Source organism: Paenibacillus apiarius (genome assembly GCF_017052585.1).
GTDB lineage: Bacteria > Bacillota > Bacilli > Paenibacillales > Paenibacillaceae > Paenibacillus_B > Paenibacillus_B apiarius.
Genome location: NZ_JAFFHZ010000001.1, coordinates 1,755,717 through 1,770,682 on the forward strand (window position 1 = coordinate 1,755,717; position 14,966 = coordinate 1,770,682).

The window sequence follows — 14,966 nt, forward strand, 5'->3', positions numbered from 1 at the left end:
TCTTACTCCCCCAGCCGTTTCCCATATTGTTGTTCATAATAAGCTTGGTACGCTCCAGACTGAATTCTCTCCCACCATGTCCGGTTATTCAAGTACCAGCTAATTGTTTCTTCAATCCCCGTTTCAAAAGTATGCTTAGGCTTCCAGCCGAGTTCGGCCGTTATCTTAGTCGCGTCGATTCCATAGCGACGATCATGTCCAAGTCGGTCTTCAACATATTTGATTAATGATTCTGGCTTGCCAAGCTGCTCTAGAATCGTTCTAACAATGTGGATGTTCGTCCGCTCATTATTACCGCCTACATTATAAATTTCACCATTGCTGCCTTTATGAATAACCAAATCGATTGCACTGCAATGATCCTCAACGTACAACCAGTCACGAATGTTAAGTCCATCCCCATAAATCGGAAGCTGCTTGTCGTTCAAAGCATTGGCAATCATTAATGGGATGAGCTTCTCAGGAAACTGATAAGGTCCATAGTTATTAGAACAACGCGTTATATTTACTGGCAGCCCAAACGTCTCATGATACGCCCGTACCAGCAAATCTCCCCCTGCCTTACTAGCCGAATACGGGCTATTAGGCGTTAGCGGAGTCGTTTCAGAGAATAAACCCGTTTCTCCTAGAGTGCCGTAAACCTCGTCTGTAGATACCTGGACGAACTTCGTCACTCCGTGTTTTTTAGCTGCATCAAGGAGCACTTGAGTTCCCAATACGTTGGTTTTCACGAAAATCTCAGGTTCTAGAATGCTTCGATCCACATGAGATTCTGCTGCAAAGTTAACAACTACGTCGACACCTTCGCTAAACAGTTGCTCCATCGCTTGAACGTCTGCAATATCCGCTCTAACAAAACGATAGTTTGGGTTGTCTTGAATATCAGTCAAGTTTTCAAGATTACCAGCGTAAGTTAATGCGTCTACGTTTACAATTTTATAATCAGGATATCTGTTAAGCATGTAAATGACAAAATTGCTTCCGATGAATCCAGCTCCACCAGTTACGAGTAATTTCACTAGACTATCTCCTATTCAAAATTTATTTCTGCTTCTTTGAGGACAGGATGTGCCTTGTCCTTATCAGACAATATTGGCTTTGATGTCGGCCAGTCAATACCCAAGGCTGGATCATTCCACAAAATCCCGCGATCATGCTCAGGTGAATAATATTCATCAACTTTATATAAGACTTGTGTATTGGGGACTAGCGTGCAGAACCCATGCGCAAACCCCTTAGGCACCAAAAGCTGACGGTGGTTATGCTCACTCAGGGTAACTCCGACCCATTGACCAAAAGTTGGTGAGTTCTTGCGAATATCAACTATCACATCATATATCGCCCCAGAAATGACTCTGATTAACTTAGTCTGCGCCTTAGGATTAAGCTGATAATGCAATCCTCTTACCACGCCTGCTTCAGCAGACAGAGATTGATTGTCTTGAATGAAATTGAATAAAATCCCTTGTTCCTTCAACTTCTGTTCATTATAGCTTTCCATAAAAAAGCCCCGATGATCCCCATGGATTACCGGTTCAATAATATGTGCACCTGATAGAGATAAAGGTTCAGCCTTCATGAATAACTCTCCTTACAACTTCAGTTTACCAAACTCTTCACCAAACGTAATACTTTTGGCGAGTTCGTTCGCTCGTGCAAGTGATGCATGAGTACCGGCATCTGTCCACCAACCTTGAAGAACATCAAATGTAAGTTCATTTCGCTTTATGTAAGCATTATTAACATCTGTGATTTCAAGTTCACCACGTCCTGACGGCTTAAGTGTTTTTATAATTTCAAACACATTGCTGTCAAACATGTATATTCCCGTTACAGCGTAGTTACTTTTTGGTTCTTGTGGCTTTTCCTCAATAGAAACAATGTGATCGCCCTGTAACTCTGCAACACCATATCGTTTTGGATCATGGACTTGTTGAAGGAGTATCTTAGCCCCTTGATTTTGTTGGCGGAAATTGTCTACATATTGGACGATATCATCTTCAAATACATTATCACCTAAGATTACGACCATTTGATCGTTTCCTACGAATTGTTCTGCTAAATCGAGCGCTTGAGCAATACCGCCTGCTTCATCTTGAACCTTATAGGTAAAGCAAACTCCCATATCACGGCCACTGCCAAGGAGATTAACGACCTCACCCATATGTTCTTTACCCGTAACAACTAAGACGTCATGGATACTAGCTTGTTTTAATTTATTTACCGCATGAAAAATCATAGGATATTTGCCTACTGGAAGTAAATGTTTATTAGTTACTTTAGTTAAAGGAAAAAGACGTGATCCTGTACCACCTGCAAGAATTATCCCTTTCATTCATTTTATCTCCTTTTTTATAGTAATTGTATCACCTATTACAAAAGACATATTTCATCTATATTGTTTAAAAAGCCATTATTCATTATTGAAAATCACAAGAAAATTTCAACATAAAAACTCTAAATGAGACTGCAGAACATTTATCTCCTTTGAAATAAATGTTCCTCTTTTACCATCTATAAAGTAGTCCATAGTTTCATCACTAATTATATTTAATTTATGTGCTCTCCTATATATGACATTTGAATCATATGACACCTCCCCTCTATGTAGATTATATAAACTCTTAAAATAATCTTTAGTACACGATTTTTTAAAAAAAATCATATCTAGTAAGCCATCATTTAAAGTGGGATGCTGCTCTAAATTCCTTATAAAAAAGTTCCTGTTCAGAACAAGGATAGCTGCAAGTTCTTCTTCTATGAGGATATCATCATCAATAATAATTTTCATGTTGCTTGATATTGGGTTTAATAAGTTAGCAGCAACATCAAACAACATTTTTTTGTAATTGCTTGATGTAATGAAACCAACACCACAATAATTAATAAAATACTCCTCTTCCAACTTTCCAACATCAATAATCTTAGATTTTTGTAAAAGAATGTTTTGAAATGCGTCCTTAATATTACTAGGAATCCCTAATGCATTAGCAAAATCATTTCTTTCTCCAATGGGTAAAATTGCAATTTTCGGTCTTTTCTCTTTTTTCGAAACAATATTCACTATTTGATGCAGAATGTCATCTCCACCAGCTACAATTAATAATTCAGATCGACTATTTTCAATCTCACAGGAAAATGCTTCAATATTTTTATTGCCCGGAAACGTTATTGAAGTCTCAATATTGTTACTATCTAATAAATTTAGAATATTAGGAATTATATTTTTCATTCTCTTATATCTAGAATTTGGACAAAAAATCAATTTAGCACTTTTCATTTGATGGAATGTTCCCTTTATTTATCATGATTTTTTATTAAATCGTTAATTAAATCGTTTTTTATTATCATATCTGATATTTTCAGCCTATCATTAGCCTCACTAATATATTGGCTACATTGATCAGCATCCTTCTCAAGGTTTTCATAAGAATCATAACATTTCTTAGAATAAGTATTGTACATACCTTTTGTATTCAAAAATGATCCATTTCTTAATACGACTAGATAATCGTTGTTATTTGAAAAGAGATTATTACCCATAAAAAAATAATCATTTTCTAATCCTAATAAATGCAACAAAGTCGGAGTAATATCTAAATGTCCTGACGGAGTTGTCCTCGTCTCGGTAATACCACTGTCAGGAATGTGTATAATCAAAGGAACTTTATCTAATTTTTCTGACGGTATATTTTTATCTTCTATTACCATGTCAATCTGTTCTCTAGAAATACCTGCATCATGATCCCCATAAATTACGATAACACTATTTTGATATAACCCCTCTAATTTAAGGTTCTCAATTAGGTTACCAATTGTTTGGTCAACATAATGAACGGAATGTAGATAATTTCCTATTAGTGACCCTTCTAAATCGCCCAACTTTAATTCTTTTTTATTATCAGGTATATGATGATATGGATGATGATTTGTAAGAGTCATAAGATATGATAAAAATGGTTGTTTTAAATTCTTCATTTTTTCAGTAGTTTGTATGAAAAAGGCTTCATCTGAAAGGGACCATCCAATCTTTTCTCCATCTTGAAGTTGTTCTTCAAACATAGACTCTTGAAAACCATATGATTCATGCATTGATTTAATATTCCAAAAATCACTCTTATAAGCATGACTTGAAAATGTGAAATACCCCTGGTCGTTTAATATTTTCGGAAATGAAGGATATTTATTGTAAGGATATCTAAAACTAACAGCTCCTATGTCTAAAGGATATAGCGATGTCATTGATGTGAATTCTCCATCAGATGTTCTACCGTTAGCAGTTTGATCATAAAAATTCTTGAAATAAAAACTATTGTTTTTGATTAACTTATTTATGTTCGGTGTTATTTCCTGATTATTCACTTTTAAACCTACAACGAAATCCTGTAGGGATTCTTCTTGAATTAAGATAATATTATGGTTCTTTGCTAATCCAAAATAATTATTTCGGTCTTTATTTTGCTTATTATGATTACTAAACCAGCTAATGATTTGTTCCATATCATTATCAGTTACTTGCGGTATACTATTTTGTTCTATGATAAATTTACCAACATCATAAATGTGGTAATTTAACAGACCCATTTTTTGTACAAGAAGTTTTCTGTAAAATGTTTCTTTATACGTATTTGTTTCATCAGATTTAATATCATAATATTGAAACAGCAAAGGAAGTATAGATGCAAAACTGATTATGTAAACAATAATTCTTTTTTTTACAGTTGATTTAACTCTTATAGCAGTAGATTTACTGACTTTGAAGTAAAAATAGACAAGAAAAACAATATCAACAAAAAATAATACATCTGTTGCTTTTATCAACGTTATTATACTATCCAATAAATCTGTAACTTGACCTGCATAAAGCAAACTTATTATTGATGGCATGTCATCAAAATAACGTACATAAATAGCGTCTGAGAAAATGATTAAACTGAATAATATATCTAAAAGAACAAGTAGCAAAAAACGGATTCGATTGTTTGTAATTAATATTACAGGAGCAAATAAAGCAATAATAATTGAGAATGAATATATATATACGTTTTTTTCTATGTCAATATCTGCATAATAAAAAAAGAGAATTGTTTTTAAATATACAACTACTATTATAGCGAAACAATCAAGATAGTTTTTAAGTATAACTGATATAAATCGCTCTTTATCAATGTGCATTTGTTTTTGTTTATATCTCGATACGTATAGAATAAAAATAAAACCTGCAATAAGTGCTAAAAATACCGCTAGTAACTGTACATAAAATTTATTTACTTTCTTGAAATCTACTGTATCAATTAATAATAACTCGCCGTCATCTGTCTTAACAAAAACCTCTAATTTATGATCCCCTTTTTCTACTTTAGAAATATCGATGTTAGTATAGAAACCACTATATTTAGAATTGTCCATATCTGGATATATTTCGTGTACATCGCTTCTCTCTAATCCATGTTGAGCAGTAGCATACATCTTGCCATCTAAATATATATATACATCCGTAGTCTTAGAATAATTGACTGCCCAACCAGTAACCCTCAACTTGTTATTATTTATCGTTGAGCTTTTCGGTAATGAATCGATATAGCCCCAGGACTTTAAAACCTCAAACTTGACAGGATCAATTATTTTTTTTTTATTGTCGACTGTCTTTATTTCCGCTGATAGTTGATATTTCCCTGGTTTTAGTCCTTTTAAATTATATTTAAACCCGCTATTGAGACTATTTTTAATAGAAGGGTATAAGTCATAAACGTCTTTTCTCTCCCCTCCTAATAGAGCATGACCGTAAAATGTATTGTTTAATATAATTGAAACCTCTTTGATTCCACTTTCTGAAAGAGCCCAACCATTTACATCAATTTCATCAGTCGGCTTATATACGTTATTGTTTGGTGCATTTATGTCACCAAATATCTCAGGTAGTTCATTTGTTGCATAAACAACGGACCCACTTACTAAAAATAGAATAATTGCAAATGCTTTAATAAAGATTTTCATGGTATCTCCTTCTAGGTTGAATTTTCTAATTTCTCCTTAGCAAATTAAAAAGCTTAGCTTTTATTTTTCTTTTAATTATCTCCACTGCCGTGATAGTATCGTTATTATTAAATACTCTATGTGTTCGTTCAATAATATTTTGAGCATCTTTAAAAATTTCACCTGTTGTAAGTTCAGTTTTATCATAAAAATGTTTGTTTCTCACAATATTCAAGTACTTATCAAACAAAAGTTGTCGTTCATGTGCATTCATAATTTCAGCCGGAACACGGTATAAAGATGTTAGCTTTTCAACAAACAAAAATTCATGCTTTAAAGCATATCTAAGCCACAAATCCCAGTCTTCTAACACTTCCAGTTCTGGATCCATACCGCCAAGTTCTTTGTAGATTGACTGTTCAAACATGACGGTTTGAATTGGAAAATAATTGTGATGTAATAGTAACAAACGATTAAAAGGCTGTCTGTGCTGTACATTGTGGAATAACTCTTTATACTTATATGGATTTGTAGAAATCACTTTTGTAGGGACTTCAAATGCTATGGAATAAACAACTTTATAGTCTGGATTTTTTTGGATTTGAGAAACTAGTGTTTCGACATGATCAGCATAAAACAAATCATCATCATCCAAAAAATTAAAATATTCCCCTTTTGCCATCTCCATTGCTATGTTACCAGCTATACACCTACCAACTTTTTCATTCGTACTACAGTATTTGTAATTTAAATCATTAAATTCAACTTTCAACATCTCTTCTGAAATATTTGGGCCGTCTTCTACAATAATAACTTCTATATTGTTATAAGTTTGATTTCGTACACTTATCAAAGCCTCCCTTAATATATTAGGTCTTCCACAAGTACGTATCAGAAGCGATACAAGTGGAGATTTTGACGGTCTCTCATTCACATAAAAAGAACCATCTCTTATAATTTCATAATCCCACACTTTGAATTCAGGTTTGTATTTTAAATTAGAGTGCTTGCGTTTCCATTCTCTAAATTTCATCCCATCTACAAAGCTTCGAATCCAGTTTGATATGATTATTCTTTTATGATTCCTAGAAGGACCTTTAATAACAAATAAACTCTTGTAAAGCATGTATCCTTTCAAAATATCACGCCAAGTTCCATACTTGTATCGGAGCATCAAATTATTGTAAGTACTGTTATAAAACTGATTAGGTTTAACCTCACCAGCACTCATATAAGTATAATGATAAACTACGCATTTAGGTACATATTGCAGTTTGTATCCATGGGCTCTTAATCTCCAACTCAAATCAACATCTTCTGCGTACATGAAGATTTTTTCATCAAACATTCCGACTTTCTCGAAATAATCACGACGTACAACACAAGCTGCAGCACTGGCCCAGGATACTTCAAGCGTCACTGGATTGTATATTTTTGGGTGTTCATAAGGAAACTGCCTGCATTCCCACAATCCCGTCATATCACCGCTAGTTTCTATTGCAATGGACATTTCTTTCAATGCGTCTTCTAATAATTCTGTATCAATATTTAAAAAGAAGATAAAATCTTGTTTTGTATTTTGCACTGCATAATTATTTGCCCTACCAAACCCAATGTTTTGATCTAGCAGATGATACTGATATGACCCAAATAAGTGCTTATTCGAGTAATTTTCTATAAGTTCTCTCGATCTATCAGTTGATTGATTATCAACAATAGAGATGTATATATGACTTAAAGGGTAATTAAGTCTTTCCAAACTAACTAAACATTTCTCAATCCACTTTTCTGAATTGTAAGAAACGAGCACTATATCAAATTTCACCAACTATATTCCCACCTTACTGTTGATTAAATAATGCATGAATGATTATGAGATGATGATCTAAATTAAGTTTAGCTAAACACTGCTCTGTTTCAGAACATATTACGTTGAGTAATTTATGGACAGGTAAAGGTATTATAGAAATCCTAATTTAGGTTGAATTATATAAAGTTCACAGCATAGTTATAACCGGACAATCCAACTTATCCGTGATTACATCAACCACGAAATTGAAGTCTTAGTTTTTGAGTTGTATAGCATAGCAGCTAAACTCAGATTCGCCAAATCAATATACATATGATCACTGTTCGGCTTATTTAAAATCTCCATAATCTTTTTTTCGATTTATTCTGCTCTATTATTTCCTCAAGCCTCTGTATACTCTGATCTCTAAATAAGATTTCTTTATTAAGCTCTACAATGTCACAATCCCTTTGCGTAATAACCCCCTTAAGTTCTTCTATATCTCTATCTCTGTGTTTTATTACTCCTTTAAGTTCTTCTATATCTCTATCTCTGTGTTTTATTACTCCTTTAAGTTCTTCTATATCTCTATCTCTGTGTTTTATTACTCCCTTAAGTTCTTCTATATCTCTATCTCTATGTTTTATTACTCCCTTAAGTTCTTCTATTTCTCTATGTCTATGCTTTATTACTCCCTTAAGTTCTTCTATATCTCTATCTCTGTGCGCTATTACTTGCTTGAGCTCTTCTATATCTTTATCGCGAGAAATCACAGTTGCTTTTAGTTCATTATTTTGTTTTTTATACATTTCTGACTCGGCTAAAGCAATATTTTTAATATTCGCTTGTTCCGCAGAATGTTGCCTGTATTCTAATAAAGGTTCCGGAACCCTTTTCGCAAGCCAACCTGCCAATACCATTCTATGAAAAAGATTGTAATCTTCAGGTAAATCACCTTTATTTTTGTAACCGCCAACCTGTTCGAATGCTTCACGTCTATACATTGAAGATCCGTGTATATAATTTCCTTTCTCCAGTAGATTTATATCAAAATCCGGGAATCGAATTATATAGTATTTCCCATCGATTATTTGTCCTCTTCTCTCCTCTAAAAAACTTTCATAAACCACTTCAGCTCTTTCTCCGAAAAGCATAAAATCAGTGTAAGCTATTGCTATATTAGCATTCTGAAGGAGTATTTCAGAGGTTTTCTCAATATAATTACGTTTGAATTTATTATCTGCCCCTAAAAAACAAATAAAATCACCACTAGTTAAGTTAACACCATTGTTAAAATTATCAACAATCCCCATATTGGAAGAGTTTCTATGGAATTTTATTAAATCGGGATATTTCTTCTCATACCATTTCCCTACTTCTTCAGTATTATCATTTGAACAATCATCTAAAACTAATATTTCATGTGGCACTAGTGTTTGATGGAGAGCTGATTCTATGGCTTCCGGCAAAAACATCCCGTAATTATATGAGGGTATAATTAAACTTATTCGATCTGCAAGTATACCATCAGAATCCCCATCTATTTTGCCAAACATTTCATAAGCACCTCCATTAAACATTGATTTTAAAGAAACTTATATTCTACAGTCATAGGAATACCGACTAAAGCCCATCTTTTTTGATTCATTAGATCACTAGACTTCACAATAACAGCATTGTTAACCTTATCATAGAATTCTTGAGTCGGAATATCATTTGCTAGAATGGTTGTGACCCCATACTCTCCCTCTTGGAGATAATTAAAGAACCTAAATATCACTACACATTTAGTTCCTTCTGATAATTTTTCCAAATTTACACTTTCATACTTTGTGTTAGTACCTATAACTTCTAATTGATTTCTGTTTCGCAGATATAATGCTAATACTAATGACTCTACATCTTGTAATACTTCAACATGCACTCTGACTGTTATCTGTTCTCCATAGTAGAAACTTTTGCACTTTTCCTTTTTTTCATTTTCAACTATTATATTAGTAACTAAAACTTTCCCTGTTCCTTCACGTGATTTAAAAGCTTCAATAATCTCCGCATCATCTGCAGCAATTTCTTCTGCGTCCTCAAGCCTATCCTGTAACTGTTTTTCTCTATAATTAGTCGTCAATCCGTTTTTAGCGTTTTGATTTTGTAGATATAAGTCACATATTAAGCCACTTTCACCGTATGCAATAACCTCACCATTATTTAAGTAAATTGCTTTATTACATAAGGTTTTTATTGAAATGATATCGTGACTGACAAATAAGACAGTTGTTCCTTCAGCTATCAAATCTTTCATTCTATTTATGCTCTTCATTTGAAAATTAATATCGCCAACAGATAGCGCCTCATCGACAACTAGTATATTAGGTTTACTATTTGTTGCGACTGCAAACGCCAGTCTAACAAACATACCACTTGAATATGTTTTTACAGGCTGGTTAATAAAATCGCCAATGTCAGCAAAGTCAATTATTTCCTGTAGATTGTTTTCTATTTCTTGTTTGGTCTTATTCATCATAGCACCGTGCAAGTATATGTTCTGTATCCCTGTATATTCCGGGTTAAAACCTGCTCCAAGTTCTAATAATGCTGATATAGTTCCATTAACATAAACGTGCCCTTCACTTGGATTAAGGACTCCTGTAATTATTTTAAGCAACGTGGATTTCCCAGATCCATTAGTCCCTACTATTCCCAAAATTTCACCTTTATTAACAGAAAAATTGACGTTTTTTAATGCATAATAATCAGAGTGATATTTTTTATGGGTTATACTTAATGATTCTTTTAGCCTATCTGCTGGTTTATCATATAATTTATAGACCTTGCTTAAATTCTTTACATCAATAACTACATCATTCACACTCAATCACCTCATTACAACACATCCGCAAAGTGTACTTTTAATTTTCTAAATATCATAGTTCCAGTCAAAAACAAGCCTGAAGCCACCATCCAAAAGTAGATTGTTTGGTTGAAATGCTCCCAAAACCAACTGTGATTTATGAAGGCATCTCTATAACCTTCTACTATATAAAACATAGGATTAAGCTTAATAGTCCATTGATATGGCTCTGGAATCATATTGTAACTCCAAATAATCGGAGTAAGCCACAATCCCATCTGCAATACAATTGCTATTATTTGCCCTAAGTCTTTGAAAAAAACAATAATTGCCGATGTAGCATAGGAAATTCCTAGTACCAATATAAAAGTGCAAGTAGTATAGTACAACACTTGTGTTAAATATATTGTAGGTAAATAGCCATTTAATAAAAACAACACAACTGCAAACCCAATGAAAAAAATGTGAATAAAAAAAGCAGATAATATTTTCACTACTGGCAATATATCAATCTTAAATACTACCTTCTTTACGAGATAGCTATATTCCATCATACTATTTGTTGCATTAACAATAGCCTCAGAAAAAAAGAACCATGGTACAAGGCCTACAACTAACCAGAGTACAAAAGGAAAGTTTTCGACTGGAGCCGTTCTAAAACCGACCTGAAATACAAACCAATAGATCAAAATAGTCATCACGGGTTGGACAAAGGCCCAAATAATCCCCAAGTAAGAACCTGCATATTTTGTTTTAAAATCATTTTTAGAAAGATTCCATATCATCCTTCTGTTATTGAATATTTCCACAACCATCTTCTTGAATGATTTGTATTTTCTTAAAGATACCCACAATAATAGGTCAATTATTATACAAAGTAATATTTTATAGATATAGTTTATAGAATTATTGATTTGATATATGTTCAGAGCATCAACATCAGTTAAATTTATTACTATAAACGGATCCTTTCCACTACTTATTATCTCAATGTCATCATTATTTTGTTTAATCCCCTCTATGTCATTTGATTTAATGCTTATACCGAAAAAACCATCAGTAATATCCACGCTTTCCCATAAATAATTAATTGAAATATTCTTGATAAGAATGATTTCCTCTTGTGTCCCCAAATCTAACCTGATTTGCTTTGTATCAATTGGAATATTATAATTCATATCTTGCCTACTACCTTGTTTCGTGTAATTAACCTTTAATGATCGTTCTTCATCAAACTTTCCATCGTTACTGTAAAAAACCTGATACATATCATTTTTGTGACTCATTACTTCATACTTCAATGTGATATCTTTTTTTAATGCTACATTTACATAACACAAAACTAAAATATTTATTATTGCGACAATCAAGACTACTAAAAAGCGATTAATTTTTTTCCTACTCACCCTAATTTTCCCTACCCTCTATCGTCATGTTAGATTCAATCGTGATTATTAATTCGAGAACCATTAAATCATTTATTCATTGTTCTTTATTATATCCAGCCCTAAGAAATTAAATTGAATGAAATTTTTCACACAATCTTTATAATCCAACGTGTCAAAAAGAATATTTTGCTAGCAATTCATAAAATACGCTTTTTTAGATCAATAACCAGATTTTCAGCAATGATCCATTAATTCTATCTTACCGTTCGTTTTCAAGGCATAATTAATATTACGTTTTCAAAGAAACTCTTTCCTTCGAGAATCTCTCCTTCACATTAATTAGACTAGAACTATACCGTTTATTGATGATACTTTTTTTATTCGCGTCTATTGATTACCGGAAGAACTGACTGACTAGTGAAATGGAAGTTTTCGACTACCTATGCTATTATTATTATCGTAATTTAATGCAAAGGAGATAAAACTTTGTCTACATATGGCTACGGGGCTGCTAAGCCCAAGCAAAAAAACGACAAAAATGACAAATTCCCTCTTCTTCATTGGGGAATGTTAATTACTCTTATTTTGTTCTTGATTTGGTCCCCGTTTCAGTTTGCTTTGTTTAACGGACAAATGACGTACTTTGAAAAACCGATATACTGGTCAGTCCTTATCGCTTCTATTCTATCATTCTTGGCGGCAGGATTCCTGCTTCAGTTCAAAAAAAGAGATAATCAATCCGACATATTTACATCTATTGTATTTTTACTGCCTTTAACCTACGGAGTTTCGTCATTTTTTGCAGCTTCCAATTATTTGGCGGTAAATGCTGTTCTAATCATGTTTACGTATGCTGTTTTCTTCTCTCTTACCTATTTTATGTCTGGGGAAGAAAGAATGAATCGTATTATCCAGTTCACATTAACGGGCTCCGCCTATGCTATTGTTTGGTTCGGACTGTTCAATTGGCTTGGAAACGGTAAATTTGCCGCTGCATTGATAGGATGGTTTTCAAGGCTTAATGCGGACGGTTTATATGAGCAAGCCATATGGATAGATGCAAACGGCCCGCGTCTTGCCTCTGTGTTTCAGTATCCGAACACTTACGCGGCCTATCTCATGGCATTTTTGTTTGTAGCCGTGTTCTATTTAACTACAACTCGCAAGGCGGTAAGTCATGCGGTTCATGGCTTTATGCTGGTACCGATTATTTTATCCATCTTTCTGACGCTCTCCCGCGGAGGCTTGGTTCTGCTGCCGGTCGTATTTATCGTTGTGTTGTTATTTGTAAAGCCTGCCCGGCAGTTGCTATGGATTATACATTTGGCGATAAGTGGTGTGGCAACGTTTATAGTATTGAATCCAGTTTCGGAAATCGGTATTCAAGCTCAACTGTACCCAACGGAGGCTTCCTCCTTGAAAGGCTGGATGTATGTCCTTGGGGCATCCGCTGTGTCTGCTGCACTAAGCTGGGTCATTCAGAGGTTTGTTGCCCCTTGGCTGGAGAGAAAGCTTGAGAACTTCTCGGCCAAGAAGTGGGCGAACGCCCTCATCCCTGTCGGCGGCACTGTTGCAGTAGCATTGCTTTTATTCATTTTCATCGGGACTAGCGCGAAAAATATGTTGCCAGAAAGCATTTCTTCCCGTTTAGGGTCAATTAATTTTCAACAGCACAGTGTCTTAGAACGTATAACTTTTTACAAAGACTCGTTGAAGCTGGTGGCTGATTATCCGCTGCTTGGCGCCGGTGGCGGCGCATGGAGCACGCTCTATGAGAAGTATCAAAACAACCCTTACGAATCAGCGCAGGCACACAGTTATTATATGCAATATCTTGTCGAAGTCGGAATTATTGGTTTTGTCGTTTTAATCGCATTTTTGGCATTCTTATATTGGAAATACATTCGATCTTTCATTACGGCACATGAAGAAAAACGCAACAGTTACTTTATGTATTTCATTCTGGCTACCAGTATCTTAATACATAGCGTAATGGACTTTAACATGAGTTATGTCTTCATTGGCATGATTGTCTTTATAAGTCTTGGAGGAATGGCAGCTACAATTGAGCCGAAATCGTTTGCGAAACTCAAACCTAAAACCTTCCGTATAGCCATGACAATTATTCTAGGCGTCGTTGGGCTTGGAATGTTTATTACGTCGCTGCTCTTCCTGCAAGCGTCCAGTTCTTTTACCAAAGCACAAGAAACTGTGGCTCTAACGAAGGATTTTAATCAAACGATGGTTCACTTGGACAAAGCAATGAACATCCGGCCGACAGTTCCGGAATACGCGGATTTTAAAGCTTATCTGTTCCAACAGATGTATCAACTGCAACAAGACGAAAAGTTTTTCAGCACTGCAGAGCAGACCTTAAAAGAAGCCCTAAAAAAGGAACCCTATAACAAACAGTCTCTGCTCACACGTCTTATCGCTGGTTACGAAATGAAAGGCATGGAATCAGAGTTATATAAGGTTTACTCTGAACATGCATCTAGTTTCCCGTGGGATATGGTATGGTACGATAAATATATGGAGGCTGCCCTGCGTCAAGGTGTGATTGCGAACAATGAAGCGCCTGATAAGAAAAATGAATATATGGACGAAGTTATTGCCGCATTCCATCATGTTCAACAGGGAGTCGAACACTTGAAGACCCTGCCGGAAGGACAATTGCAAGGTAACGAGTTCTATGTCACTTCTCGCATGGCAATAAATGCAGGCCGCGCCTACATCATGAAGGGAGACCCGGGACAAGCTGCAGATGCAATGAAACCTTATTTGCAGGAAGACCTGACTGACTCCAATAATAAGGAGCTTGCACGCTGGTACGTTGCGGCAACGAAGCAGCAAGGACAAATCGACCAAGCATGGTACGATAAGCTCGTAGCAGCAGATCCTTCTGAGAAAGAACAAATCGAGCAAGTGGCGGCGATGCGCTTTAAAGCAGAATAACTCTCAAACT

Annotated in this window: 10 protein-coding genes; 1 reads left to right on the forward strand and 9 read right to left on the reverse strand. The window is 34.6% G+C overall.

All coding sequences use genetic code 11. The annotated features are described in order from the left end of the window. Window positions 1-2: 2 nt before the first annotated feature. The 9 genes from rfbB to JSQ80_RS29715 form a co-directional block, all read right to left on the reverse strand. Window positions 3-1,019: a dTDP-glucose 4,6-dehydratase gene (rfbB, locus tag JSQ80_RS08165; protein ID WP_206094956.1), complete on the reverse strand. Its 1,017-nt coding sequence runs from the start codon at window positions 1,017-1,019 to the stop codon at window positions 3-5. Between the two features lie 11 nt (window positions 1,020-1,030). After that, complete coding sequence (rfbC, locus tag JSQ80_RS08170) at window positions 1,031-1,579, reverse strand: dTDP-4-dehydrorhamnose 3,5-epimerase (protein ID WP_206094957.1); 549 nt, start codon at window positions 1,577-1,579, stop codon at window positions 1,031-1,033. Window positions 1,580-1,591: 12 nt separating this feature from the next. Then, the gene (locus JSQ80_RS08175; protein WP_206094958.1) at window positions 1,592-2,335 is read right to left on the reverse strand and encodes a sugar phosphate nucleotidyltransferase; all 744 of its coding nucleotides are present in this window, start codon (window positions 2,333-2,335) and stop codon (window positions 1,592-1,594) included. Between the two features lie 108 nt (window positions 2,336-2,443). After that, window positions 2,444-3,280 carry a YegS/Rv2252/BmrU family lipid kinase gene (locus JSQ80_RS08180; protein ID WP_206094959.1) on the reverse strand — a complete coding sequence of 279 codons (837 nt, stop codon included), beginning with the start codon at window positions 3,278-3,280 and terminating at the stop codon, window positions 2,444-2,446. A 17-nt stretch (window positions 3,281-3,297) separates the two neighbouring features. Next, entirely contained in the window at window positions 3,298-5,997 is a 2,700-nt protein-coding gene (locus tag JSQ80_RS08185) for an LTA synthase family protein (protein WP_206094960.1), read from the reverse strand. 25 nt (window positions 5,998-6,022) lie between these two features. Continuing rightward, entirely contained in the window at window positions 6,023-7,801 is a 1,779-nt protein-coding gene (locus JSQ80_RS08190) for a glycosyltransferase family 2 protein (protein WP_336245840.1), read from the reverse strand. A 317-nt stretch (window positions 7,802-8,118) separates the two neighbouring features. Continuing rightward, the gene (locus tag JSQ80_RS08195; protein ID WP_206094962.1) at window positions 8,119-9,321 is read right to left on the reverse strand and encodes a glycosyltransferase; all 1,203 of its coding nucleotides are present in this window, start codon (window positions 9,319-9,321) and stop codon (window positions 8,119-8,121) included. Window positions 9,322-9,350: 29 nt separating this feature from the next. After that, window positions 9,351-10,631: an ATP-binding cassette domain-containing protein gene (locus JSQ80_RS08200; RefSeq protein ID WP_206094963.1), complete on the reverse strand. Its 1,281-nt coding sequence runs from the start codon at window positions 10,629-10,631 to the stop codon at window positions 9,351-9,353. A 14-nt stretch (window positions 10,632-10,645) separates the two neighbouring features. Further along, a complete protein-coding gene (locus tag JSQ80_RS29715; protein ID WP_336245715.1) occupies window positions 10,646-12,019 on the reverse strand; it encodes an ABC transporter permease in 1,374 nt (457 codons plus the stop codon). A 468-nt stretch (window positions 12,020-12,487) separates the two neighbouring features. On the opposite strand from JSQ80_RS29715, the gene JSQ80_RS08210 reads away from it, so the two are divergent. Beyond that, window positions 12,488-14,956 (forward strand): O-antigen ligase family protein, encoded by a 2,469-nt coding sequence (locus JSQ80_RS08210; RefSeq protein WP_206094964.1) that lies wholly within the window; start codon window positions 12,488-12,490, stop codon window positions 14,954-14,956. The last annotated feature ends 10 nt before the right edge of the window (window positions 14,957-14,966 follow it).

Coding starts and splice junctions, on each gene's coding strand:
- rfbC (WP_206094957.1), bottom strand. CDS start 1,579: ATGAAGGCTGAACCTTTATCTCTATCAGGTGCACATATTATTGAACCG.
- JSQ80_RS08175 (WP_206094958.1), bottom strand. CDS start 2,335: ATGAAAGGGATAATTCTTGCAGGTGGTACAGGATCACGTCTTTTTCCT.
- JSQ80_RS08180 (WP_206094959.1), bottom strand. CDS start 3,280: ATGAAAAGTGCTAAATTGATTTTTTGTCCAAATTCTAGATATAAGAGA.
- JSQ80_RS08185 (WP_206094960.1), bottom strand. CDS start 5,997: ATGAAAATCTTTATTAAAGCATTTGCAATTATTCTATTTTTAGTAAGT.
- JSQ80_RS08195 (WP_206094962.1), bottom strand. CDS start 9,321: ATGTTTGGCAAAATAGATGGGGATTCTGATGGTATACTTGCAGATCGA.